Genomic DNA, 11862 nt, shown 5'->3' on the forward strand with positions numbered 1-11862 from the left:
CGCTCTCCTACGGCTTTTCATGGAGGAGGTTCTCTCGGAAGTGCGAACGCTCGACATCCACCGAGAGGACTCCTTCCGTAGATTGGTCCCGCTACTCCCATCGGGTCCGTAAAGGGATCGCCGATGAACGCTCGTGATTTTCGAACGATCTCAGGCGGAGCGCTGGCGATTGCGAGCGGCGAGGTAGGCATGGACTACCGCTGGGGGTGGCGCGCACCTTGGCCTGGAAGAACCAGCTCCGCCGACTTCGAGTCCGCGACGAACGCAGGGACGACGTCCACCTCGGCTTCCTCGTCCTCGGCTGCTGCATCATGCTGCTGCGCCGCCTCTGCTCTGACATTTGTTGGGGGCTGTCAGGGTGCCGTCCCTGGAGGGTCCCCTGGGTGAGGAGGAGATGTGGTTGGAGTGGCGAAGTCCCCTCAATCGGACATCGCCAGAACCTGCCGTAACCTTTCGCGCCACAGCGGCCGCGCGATTGTAGCGCGGAGTGTCTCAATGCCAGTCATCGAATGGCGACCTCCCCTCGTGAGAGGTCTTGTGGAGTGAGGGGCACAGCCATTGCTGGGTTGGCAATGAAGCAGCCGGCCGAATCCGAGGACCCGAGGAGACCATGTCCCGTCGTCAAGTACTCCACCAAGTTACCTTCAGCACCGTCTTCAGTCTGCTCGCACTGTTTGCCATCACCTGGAGTGGCACGGCCCATGCGCAGACCTACACCCACGGCGTCGCCGACTACTTCGCGGCACCGACCGAACCTGTGTATCCGAGTCAAGGAGTCCTGAACCACATCGCGTCGGGCTATGTCACCCCTGGCTCTCGCCCGTTCGATGACGCGAGCATGAACCGGTGGCTCGCCACGACCTTCACCACCCTGCGCCGCAACGGAAACATCTGCGGAGCCACGCTTCAGATGACGGTGGCCAACCTCGACTACGCCACCGACAACGACGCCATGGGCATGATGTTCCTGGACCCGGCGGGTGCGCCACTCACCGGGGGATGGAGCGAGTCCCTGACGAACCTGGGCATACCCGTCGGCAGCACCGGCACCATCAACCTCAACCTGGCCTCGCTGCCTGGCGGCGTCAACCTCATCCCCACCCTCAACTCGCTGGGCTACGTGGACGTCTTCGTCCAGGACGACTCCGCGGTGGACTTCATCACCCTCGTCGTCACGCCGTGTCCCTCGGACGTCTATACGAAGGACAACGCCAAGGACATCGGCTACCTCCCGACGCTGAACCCCACCTGGATGAGCCCCGACATTCGCGTGTGCTGGACCCCCAACTGCGTGGGGCACCAGAACCCCGCGTCCGGCTACATGAACCACATCTACGTGACACTGCGTAACAACGGGCCGGTGGCACCGGTTGGCAGCGTGGCCACCGGAACGCTGCAGATCTACTACTCAGCGGCGGGGTTGTCGGCCATCTGGCCCTACGACTGGATCTACATCGGCGGCAGCTACGTCCCCAGCCTCGCGCCGGGCGCCACGCTGGAGGTCACCCTGCCGTGGGCGAGCGTGCCGGTCCCGGGCAACTACAGCCTGCTGACACGCTGGGAGTCTGCTCGGGACCCGATGACCGTGCCGGAGTTGCCGGGATCCAGCACGCTCTACAACGTGCGCTGGAACAACAACATCTCCTGGAAGGACGTGGTCGTCGTCGGCCTGTAGGCCCGTCTCGGGGGGGCAAGCGGGGGGGAGGCTCCTCGGACGAGCCTCCGCCCTCGGTCAGCCCAATGAGCATCAGACCGGACCTATGAGCGCTATCAGTACGGGCGCTGGCAGACCCAGCACTTCTCTGCATTCGCGGGGGACAAGGTCCAGTTCGTGCTGGACGACGTCGGCAACATCGCGGTCATGCTCAACACCTGGAGCAACATCAAACACCACATCGCGTCGCCCACGTGCAACGGCACCTCTACGTCTTCACATTCGTGCCGTTCAACGGGACGATTCCTCCCTGAAGCGCATCGACCCTCCACGCTCCCGGGCTTCTGGGGCGTGGAGGGCGGTTCAGGCGCCTGCGCGACTCTCGGTGCGCCGCGAGCGAATCACGCGGCGCACCGATTCTCCTACCGAGACCGCGGTGGAACCAGGGCACACCGCCCCATGGCGACATCGCGGACACCGACTCAGAGGCCGTTGGGGACCACGGTCACGGTGCTGGAGCCCCTGTTGGTCAGGATGAGATCCGCATATCCATCCGCGTCCATGTCCGCGGTGGCGATGGCATTCAGGCCAGGCGAGGCGCCGGTCGTGACGACGGTGCCAGAGGTGAAGCCTCCGTTGCCGTTGCCGGTCATCGGGCGGACGCCGCCCGAGGCCGCTGTCACGAGGATGTAGGCGTCGAGCCTGCCATCGCCGTTGAAGTCATTGGCCACGACGCCCAGCGCCGAGTTGGTGGCCGTCGTGGCTGCGGCGGCGGACTGAACGCCGCTCTCGAAGGTGCCGTTGCCATTCCCCTTGAAGAAGAAGAGGTACCGGCCGGCCGCGCCGTTCGAGAGGATGTCGAGCATGCCATCGCCGTTGGCGTCGCCAAAGGCGATGCCCGCCGTCTGACCGTTGACGGCGTTGCCGTAGGAGACGGGGGCGGCGAACGTGCCGTTGCCCTGGTTGATGAGGACCGACAGGCGAGCGCTGGCGGGGCTCGTCACCACCAGGTCGGAGAAGCCATCGCTGTTCAGGTCCCGGCAGGCGAGGGTCGACTGCGCGCCTCCGGTGTTCGGGATGCCGATGAACGTCGGCGCGCCGAAGCTCCCCGAACCGCCGCCGAACAGCACGCTCACCTGGTTCTGGGTCACGCTGGTCGTGGCGATGTCAGCCACCCCATTGCGGTCGAAGTCCCCGGTGCAGAGGTGGATGGAGCCCGGGGTGCCCGTGGTGAAGCTCGTCGGCGCGCCGAAGGTCCCGGGCGCGCTCGCGCCCAGGTTCTTGTAGACGCTGATGGTTCCGTTGACGAGGGGCACGTTGGTCTGTCCGTCGACGGTGACGGCATCGAGCCACCCGTCGCCGTCCACATCCACGGCCACGACCGCGTTGCTGGAGAGCGAGGCGCTCCCGTAGGTGACCTCCGGCTGGACGCTGGCGTCGCCATTCCCCAGGAAGACGGAGAGCGAGCCAGAGGGAGTCTCGGTCGACGCGGATTCGGCGTTGGCCACCAGGATGTCGAGCTTGCCATCTCCATTCACATCGGCGACCGCCGGGGCCAGCGGGCTGTGGTTCGCGGGGGAACTGACTGGCGTGCCGGGGACCTGGCCAGGCGGGGGCGCCTGGCAGGCGGCGTTCGAGCAGATCTGCCCCGTCGAACACACGACGCCACAGGCACCGCAGCTATTGGCGTCGCTCTGGAGGTTCACCTCGCAGCCGTCGGACGAGGTCCCGTTGCAGTCCGCGAGGGTGCCGGAGCAGGACTGGCAGTTGGCCCCCTCGTAGGTAGGCGCGCACTGGCAGGTGTAGCTCCCCACGCCATCGATGCAGGTACCGCCGTTCAGGCAGGGACTGGCGGCGCACTCATCGATGTCGGTGCACGTCACTCCGTCGCCCTCGTACCCCGCATTGCAGGCGCAGGTGAAGGAGCCTCCGATGTTGGTACAGGTGGCGTTGACGTCGCAGTTGTCGGTACCGGCGGCGCACTCATCGATGTCGGTACACACGGTCGGCACTCCCGTGCAGGTGTAGCCAGGCTCCAGCTGGCAGACGCTGTTGCAGCCGTCTCCCGAGAGTTGATTGCCGTCGTCGCAGACTTCGAATCCACTCAGGACTCCGTCACCACAGACGGCCCGCAGCGACGTCTCCACCGCGTCCACCAGGTAGAGTGCCAGCACCGCGCCCCTCAGCTTCACGTAGCGATAGGGCACGTTCCCTGGGTACGTCGCCACCGCGATATGCGTCCCCAGGCCCAGTTCCTTCAGATGCAAGGTGCTGGAGCCGATGAAGGTCCCATCTGCCTTCAGGAAGTCCACCTGGGCCACCAGCGCCAGCGTGAGGCCCTGGTAGTAGACGCGCAGGTCTCCAGTGCCTTCTTCTCCCTGGCCCAGGTCCAGGACCAGCGCCGAGTTGAGCACGCTCAGCAGGGTCGCGGCCTGCCCGTCCGGAGCTCCCAGGGCCGCGCTCGCGTTGAGCACCGCGGCCGTGGTGCTCGACACCACCGCGTCCGCATACGGGTCCCACGTGAAGGCTGCCGGCCGCTCACGCGTCAACGCCGCGTCACCCTCCTGCGACACTCCAGCCTCGAGAGGACCTCCCTTCTCATCGAGGGACTCCACGGCACACGCCCCTAGCGACAAGGCCAGCGTCACATACAGGCCCCACGGCGACAGCACACCAGGATGACTTCGCATCGAGTGTCTCCCCCCGAGGAGTAAGGCGAAGCCGGAATGGACCACCCCCCCTCATGGAATGAACGACACCCTTCCTTGCTTACTCCTGCCAGGCACGCAACACTTTAATGGCAAACGTTCGCCGGCTGCCAGCCGGCAATCACTGGAGGACCATCGACAGGAAGGCCATGGCATGGATGTGCCCGTCTGAATGGCTGCCTGTTGGCACCGTCGACGCAGGAGAGGGCCGCTTCATCCCTTCCTGCTGGTGGATGTCCGCGTGCGCTATCAGGGAGAAGCGAGTGACTGAGGCGTATGGCCTTCCCCTTCGACGCGTCGTCCGGGATGCATGCGCGGCAGGGTGTGCGGGGACGGCCTGATGCGCTCTCCGATTTCTGTCGGTCAAGTCCCGAATCGTGTGTGGTTGATTCGAAGGGGTGCGGGGGAGGAAGGCTCCTTCGGGGCATCACCCAGTGGTGTCTGGGTTTGGTGTCAGCCGGGTCCTGTCGAGGTAGCGGCGGTCATCCCAGCTGCCGGTGACTTCGAGGGCGACGGCGGGGATGCGGCGCAGGGCGCAGACGCGGTCCGGGAAGGCGTCCACGGAGCGGATGCCGCGCTTCTCCTCGCCTTGGAGATGCTCCAGGCCGAGTGGGCCTTGGGGAAGGAGAAGAAGCAGGTGGCCGAGGCAAAGCCTTCGCGCAGGCACTCCATGGCCTCGGGGACCTGTCGGCCCAGGCCTGACTGGAATGCATCCAGGTGCTCCCTGGTGTCATGGAGAGAAGACAACCGAGGTCTCCTTGCCGAGCTGTCCACGCAGCCGCCAGGAGGCCTTGGCGAGGACGTTCCGGGTGAGATGCACCGTGCAGCGGCTGGAGGTGGGCCTCGGGCTGCGGTTGCCGGGACGCGGCAGCCAGCCCCGCGTGCCCTGTCGGGCTTGGGCATTACAGGCCCGCCGCCTTCCCGAGCGCTGGATGTTTGCGGAAGGAGTAGGGGCCCGACCTCTGCGTGGCTTGGCGCTTCGGTGAGGGAGCGCGAGCCTCAGCAGAGGGGTGCGGGCGGAGATCGTGGAGGAGGTCAGGTCCCGCGTCGGACACGGTGCGGGATTTTCGTCCCTCACAAGGCGCGGTTCTTCTCGACTACGCCGCGTGGCCCGTGTGGGCACCCTCCTTGGGTCTTCGGCTCCGGGGAAAGACGCCTCCCCACCTGAAGTGGAGAGGCGCCGCACTTCTCACCGCGGGGTGCGCCGCTTCCGCGACTCGACCGCCAGCAGCGCCAGCACCAGCAGCCCGAACACCGACGTCCCATTGCCGGAGCTGCTGCAGCCGCCACCCCCTTCGTTCCCACCCGAAGCAGGAGGCGCCACGCAGACACCCGCGTTGCACGTCTCCCCCCCGCCACAGTCCGAGGACTGTCGGCACTCGGGCTCGGGATTCGGCGTCGTCGCAGTGACCGTCACCGAGGTCGTCCCCGTCGCGCCCCCCACGGTGACCTGGACGGTGTTCAAGAAGGTTCCGCCCACCGTGCCCGCGCGGAAGATGCCCGATGCGTCGACCGTGCCTCCTCCATTCACCACCTGCCACGTGGCCGGGAAGGCGGGGGCCTCGTTGCCGTACATGTCGAACGCCTGCGCGCTGAACGTCACCGAGCCCCCCGTGGGAATCGTGGGATTCTGCGGCGAGAGGACAACCCGGCTCGGCGCGGCGGCCACCACGGAGACGGAGGTCTGCTCCGCCATTCCCCCCAGGGTGACCTGCACAGTCCCCGAGAAGGCCCCCACCACGATGCCCGCGGTGAAGCCCCCCGCGCCATCGATGGAGCCTCCGCCATTCACCACCTTCCAGGTCGCTGGCTCCGAGGTGGCCTCGTTGTCGTACGCATCGAACGCCTTCGCGCTGAACGCCACCGAGCCCCCCGCCGCCACCGTGGGCCCCTGCGGGGAGATGGCGATGCGGCTCACGGGGCCGGGCGTGACGGTGACGTGGGTCGTCTTCGTCACGCCCGCAACCGTGACCTGGAGGGTGTCCGCGTACGTCCCCGCCACCGTGCCCGCGGTGAAGAGGCCCGTGGAGCTGATGCTGCCCCCTCCCTTCACGACGCTCCATGAAGGCGTGAACGAGGTGACCTCGTTGTCGTACGCATCGAACGCCTTCGCCTTGAACGGCACGGTGCCCTTCACGACGACGGAGGCGTCCACCGGTGAGATCTCCACGCGGCGGATGGCGGCGGGCTTCACGAAGACGGTGGTGTTGAGGGTGATGTGGTCCACGGTGACGCTCACGACGTTGTCATACGTCCCCGCGACCCTGGGCGCGGTGTAGAGTCCCTCCGGCGAGATGGACCCCGAGCCCGGCTTCACCACCGACCACCTGGGCGCGATGGTGCGTGGGTTGCCATCCACGTCGAACCCCATCACCCCGAACCGCTGCGTGCCGAGGGGCTCCAGCGTGGCGAAGGGCGGCGTGAGGACGAGCCGCGACAACGGCCCTGGGAGCACCGTGACGTCGACGGTGTCCGAGAGGTCGCCCAGCGTCGCCGTCACGGCGTCCGGATAGACCCCCGCCACCGTGCCCACCTTGAGCAGACCGTTGGCATCGATGGTCCCCAGCGCGGGGTTGCTCACGGACCACGTCGGGACCCCGTCCCGCCTGTTGTTCCATTCGTCGAACCCGAACGCGGTGAACTGGATGCTACCCCCGGTCCTCACCTCGTTGGCGTCGGGCACCACCTGGACGCGATGGAGCCATCCCGGCAGCACGGTGACATCCGCTGCCACCGTGAGCCCTCCGAACGAAGCCTGGACGGTCTTCGGGAAGGGGGCCGCGACGGTCCCCGCGGTGAAGTAGCCCGTGGAGTCGATGGTGCCGCCTCCCCCGACGACACTCCAGGCGACGGTGCCGGGCAGGGGGTTCCCCGCCCGGTCGAGCGGCGAGGCATGGAACGCCATCGCGGAGTTCACGACCATCGTGACGGTCTCGGGCCACAGGGTGATGCGATGCAACGGCCCCGGGAGGATGGTCACGCTCGCGTAGCCCGTCTTGCCGCCCGCTTCGACCTGAACCCCCTTGGCATTGCTATAGGTATAGGAACTCGCGGTGTAGAGGCCGCTGGCGGAGATGCGCCCCGCCGAGGTGTGGGCCGTGGTCCATCGGAAGGTCGTCGGGATTTCGTAGCCGCAGTAATCCACGCCTTTCGCGGAGAACTGCCGAGTCTCTTCGATCTGCAGCGTCACCTCCGACGGAGTCACCACCACCGTCTGGACGGACCCCAGCGTCACCGTCACATCCACCGAGGCGGTGGCATTCCCCGACCGCGCGACCATCGCTCCAGGGTAGGCGCCGAGCGTGCACCCCGTCGTGAGGACCCCGCTCGCGTCGATGGTCCCCACTTCGGCGGGGACCGACCAGGTGATGACGGCATGGGGAAGCTCCAGGCCATCCACGTCGTAGACCGTGGCGCTGACGGAGCTCTTCGTATTGCCAGACGTCGTGAGGGAATACTGGGCCAGCACGATGGACGCGCCAGGGATGGGGACGTAGGGGAAGGCTCCCATGTCCGTTCCATCCGAAGCGGTATTGCGACAGGGTGAGGTGTCGAGAATCGTCAGGTGGCGCGGGCTGACGAAGAGCGGATCCTGGGTGAGGCTGCCGGGGCCCAGCGTGGGGCTCCCCTTGTAGTTGCTGGTATGGCCCCAGACCGTGTTGTGGTGGAGGGAGATGTTGGACGCCGCCACGACCTCGATGCCCGTGAACTCGTTGGACTTGATGATGTTGTCGCGAATCTCGACGGTGTTCTGCGGTTGGGTGGAGACGTAGATGCCACTCCACTCGTTGTTGATGATGGTGTTGTGGACGATGGACGCGGAGGCATTCGCGAGGTGCAGGCCACTCGCCTTCGCGGGGGGCGCCCAGCGGCTGTCTCGCACCAGGCTGTAGGAGAGGTTCATGATGCCCCCCGTGGCCTCGACCGCGGTGGAGCACTTCTCGAGCGTGCCACGCTCGAAGGTGAGTGAGCCTCCCTCGACCCTCAGGCAGGTGTAGCCCTCCCTGAGGGTGGCGCCTGTCAGGGTGGCGATAGCGGTTCCGCTGACGACGACGCTGCCCTGCGTCAGCGTGGCATCCTTGACCGTCAGGGTGCTGTTCCCCGAGGCGTACAGACCTCCGCCCGAGAAGGTGAGGTTCTCGACCGTGGCGGTGCTGTCGTCCCTGAGCGAGATGGCGCCGGTGCCCGTCCCCGAGATGTCCTTGAACGTGGCGGAGCTGGTGCCCCGGAGGGAGATCCTGGAGTCCCCCAGGTTGACGTCCTCGAACGTCGCGGGGCCCTGGAGGGTCAGGTATCCCGTCACGTGGGCATGTTTGAAGCTCGCCGCGCCTTGGAGCGTGGTCACCTCGTAGTCATGCTCATGATTGAACCGGACAGGTGCTTGCACCGTGCCTTCGGCCTTCAGCGTGCCCGCGATGAGGACCTTCACCAGCACGCTTCCATCCCCGGGCCCATCCTTCCAGCTCTTGACGGTGACGTTGGCACCCGGCGCGAGCGTCAGGGTGATGCCCGCGGGGACGCTCAGGTCTCCGGTGACGACGTTGTCACCGGTCAGCGTCCGGTCCGAGCGCAGGATGCCCTCGAGGAGGGTGGGGTGGACTGGATGTCCCGCATAGGCGAAGGCTCCGATGTCCGTCCCGTCCGAGGCGGCATTCCTCGCGGGTGAGTTCTCGGAGAGAGAGGCGAAGCCCTGGAGGAGGGGATTGGCATTGACGCTCCCCTCCCCGGGGCTGACGCCGATGTAGTTGGCGTCCGTGAAGCCCCACACCACGTTGTGATGAACGACGGGCGCGAGGACATTCGTCAGCCACATCCCGTGTGACTCCCGGCCGATGATGATGTTGTCGTGGATGGTGATGGAGACGTCCGTGGGTCCCCCTGGCATGGCCCCGGTGATGGCGGCCCCGCGATTGTCGAAGAAGGTGTTGTGGACGAGCGTCACCTGTGGCGACGCGTTGCTGATCTTGATGAGAGGCGTGGTGCCCGTCGGGGTGCATCCATGAATCACGCTGGAGCGGATGGTCGACTTGCCCCCGGAGTTCAACATCACCTGCTTGCAGTAATTGAAGACACCGTTCTCGAAGTCGACGCTGCCACTCCTGATACTCAAGGAAGGGGCGCCGGACTGCAGCGTGCTGTGGTTGAAGGTCGCCGAGCCTTGGCCTTCCACATCGAAGGAGGGCTGGCCTCCCACGACGTTGAGATGGTCGGCGACCACGGTCCCCCGGACCCGGATGCTGTGGGTCTGGAGTTGGATGTTGATGCGAGAGGTCTGAGTCCCCACGGCCACCAAGGTCCCCAGGACCTCGAGCTTGAGAGCGGTGTCGCTCGAGGCCATCACCGTGACCCCAGGCTCCAGCGTCAGGGTGACTCCCTGCGGGATGGTGAGGGTGCCCTGGAGCGTCCAGGGATTCCCCGCCGGGGTCCAGGTGGTGTCACTGGCGAGGACGCCGCCTGGAACGTGGGTCGCCAGCGCGACGGTGGGCAGCAAGGCGAAGAGAACCCCAAGGAACCCTGATTTGAGCACGAATCATCCTGTTTGACGGGCCCGAAGACACCGCTTCGCCCCCTGTGGAGACCAACGAGAGGCCGGGCGGGAAGTCGCGTGCGGGGAGCGTAGAAACGCCACTGGAAGCGGCGAGTCAGCTCGAGCGCCATTGGCCAGGGCGCCCCACGGGGCACGAAGTAGGGGGGATTTTCGGGTTTTCCTAGGGGAGGCGCCGATGAGGGCTTGAGTCCAGCCGGAGTTGGAACAGGTCCCTGGCATTGCCGTGGGTGATTTTCCGTCGGTCGAGCTCGCTGATGGGGGCGCGGTCGATCCATGCCGCCGCGGGAGCGCTCTCGGAGTAGGGGTAGTCGACCGAGAACATGATGTGGTCGGCCCCGACGGTGAGGACGGCGTTCGTGAGCGCGCTGTCGGAGAAGTTCCCGCTCGTGGTGAGCCAGATGTTGTCGGCGAAGTACTCTGGCAGCGTCTTCTTGAGCCGCTTGTCGAAGCGGTTCAGCTCGAACATGTTTTGCGTTCGCCACAGCAGGGCGGGGAGCCCCTCGCCCATGTGTCCGAGGATGAGTTTGCAGCTCGGGAAGCGGTCGAAGTGGCCGCCCAAGAGAAGCCTGACGGTGTGGGAAGCGGTTTCGGTGCCGAAGCCCCAGGTGGCGCCCTTCATCTCGGGGTGGCCCGCGTAGGCCGCGAGCCCTCCCGGAAGCGCTGGGCGGGGGTGCAGGTAGACCGGGACGTCCAGCTCACAGACGGCCTCCCAGAATCCGTAGAGCGAAGGCTCATCGAGGTAGAGGCCGACGTTCGGGTCCGCGGTGTTGGTGTAGCCGTTGATGAGCACGCCCTTGAAGCCCAGCTCGGTGACTGCCCGGCGGGCTTCGGCGGCGGCTTCTGCTCCCGCTTGAAGTGCGACGGCGGCGAATCCCGAGTAGCGCTCGGGGTGCTCCGCGATGCGCTCCGCCAGGAAGTCGTTCTCGAGCCGGGCCTGCGTGGCGGCCTTTCCTGGGTCGACGATGCGCTGGATGCCTGGCGCGGTCAGGGACAGGATCGCGTGAGCGATGCCCGCCTCATCCATGCTGCGCAGGCGGGCCTCATCGAAGTCGCCGAGGCGCTGCAGGATCGGCCGGTAATAGTCGGTCGTGACGCCACCGCCATCGGAGAGCTGGACAAGGGCGGCCTCGTCGCTGAGCACTCGGGCGACATCCGCGGGGTGGAGGTAGGCTTCCTCCAGAGCAACCTTGGGTCGACGGACGTCCATTGAAATGCCTCCGCTCGAACAGCACCGCGGAGTAGACCTCGGCGTCCCGCCCAGGTCCAATGGCATGCAGCGTCGAATTGTCAGGACGGGACGTGCTGACTCCAGCGCCTCGCGAACGCGCACGCCCAGATGCTGACGGGTGGCATTGCATTCACGACGCTCCGTGGACTTTCGAGGTTGACCGGAGGGAATCGAACCCTCTTCGCCGGGGTCACATCCCGGTGGCTCACCATTCGCCTTCGGCCAACATGATGTCGGGGTACCCGGAATCGAACCGGGACCGCTCGCTTATCAGACGAGCACTCTGCCTTAGAGCCATACCCCGTGAAGCGAAGTCTGTGTGTTTTGGGGACGCTGGGAGTCGAACCCAGCGGGCCCTGTCGGGCTCGGGCTCTACAGGCCCGCGCGTCTGCCCTAACGCTCTACGTCCCCGGAAGGAGTCGTGGGGCCCTGAAAGCCGAAAGGCCGGGTCCCCTGGATGGGAGCCCGGCCTCTGCGTGGCTTGGCGCTTGGGTAACGGAGCGCGAGCCTCAGCAGGGGGCGGGCGGATGGCCGTGAATGTGGCCGAATCCCACGATGGAAATCGAGGCGGCGCCCACGTGCGAACGGGAGGCGGCGTCGAGCTGGGTCCAGAGGATGCTTCGATAGCTGAACTTCGTCGGGCTCGTTCGCTTCGTCACCAGGGTCATGGTCACCGCTCCTTTCAGGGAGAATCCACGGTGGATGATTTTCATCCCTGACAAGG

At 66.4% G+C, this 11862-nt stretch carries 5 protein-coding genes, 3 tRNA genes and 1 pseudogene; 1 reads left to right on the forward strand and 8 read right to left on the reverse strand.

Annotated elements, in window-relative coordinates; translation table 11 throughout:
• The first annotated feature begins 610 nt into the window (after positions 1-610).
• On the forward strand, positions 611-1675 hold the full coding sequence (locus tag LXT21_RS35310; RefSeq protein WP_254042639.1) for a hypothetical protein: 1065 nt from the start codon (positions 611-613) through the stop codon (positions 1673-1675).
• A 461-nt stretch (positions 1676-2136) separates the two neighbouring features.
• Here LXT21_RS35310 and LXT21_RS35315 read toward each other — a convergent pair whose 3' ends face one another.
• From LXT21_RS35315 to LXT21_RS35345, 8 genes and pseudogenes are all read right to left on the reverse strand, one after another.
• Positions 2137-4344, reverse strand: a complete 2208-nt coding sequence (locus LXT21_RS35315) for an FG-GAP-like repeat-containing protein (protein WP_254042640.1) — start codon at positions 4342-4344, stop codon at positions 2137-2139.
• Positions 4345-4789: 445 nt separating this feature from the next.
• Positions 4790-5249, reverse strand: a pseudogene (locus LXT21_RS45770) (transposase); the annotation flags it as partial.
• A gap of 302 nt (positions 5250-5551) precedes the next feature.
• The gene (locus tag LXT21_RS35320; protein ID WP_254042641.1) at positions 5552-9853 is read right to left on the reverse strand and encodes a right-handed parallel beta-helix repeat-containing protein; all 4302 of its coding nucleotides are present in this window, start codon (positions 9851-9853) and stop codon (positions 5552-5554) included.
• Positions 9854-10070: 217 nt separating this feature from the next.
• Positions 10071-11117 carry an amidohydrolase family protein gene (locus tag LXT21_RS35325; RefSeq protein WP_254042642.1) on the reverse strand — a complete coding sequence of 349 codons (1047 nt, stop codon included), beginning with the start codon at positions 11115-11117 and terminating at the stop codon, positions 10071-10073.
• Between the two features lie 176 nt (positions 11118-11293).
• Positions 11294-11364: transfer RNA gene (locus tag LXT21_RS35330), tRNA-His, on the reverse strand.
• Positions 11365-11371: 7 nt separating this feature from the next.
• Positions 11372-11442: transfer RNA gene (locus LXT21_RS35335), tRNA-Ile, on the reverse strand.
• A gap of 21 nt (positions 11443-11463) precedes the next feature.
• Positions 11464-11549, reverse strand: a tRNA-Tyr gene (locus tag LXT21_RS35340).
• A 98-nt stretch (positions 11550-11647) separates the two neighbouring features.
• Positions 11648-11851, reverse strand: coding sequence for a hypothetical protein (locus LXT21_RS35345; protein WP_254042643.1), 204 nt, complete (start codon positions 11849-11851; stop codon positions 11648-11650).
• Positions 11852-11862: the final 11 nt, after the last annotated feature.

It is taken from the genome of Myxococcus guangdongensis (assembly GCF_024198255.1).
GTDB classification, from domain to species: Bacteria; Myxococcota; Myxococcia; order Myxococcales; family Myxococcaceae; genus Myxococcus; species Myxococcus guangdongensis.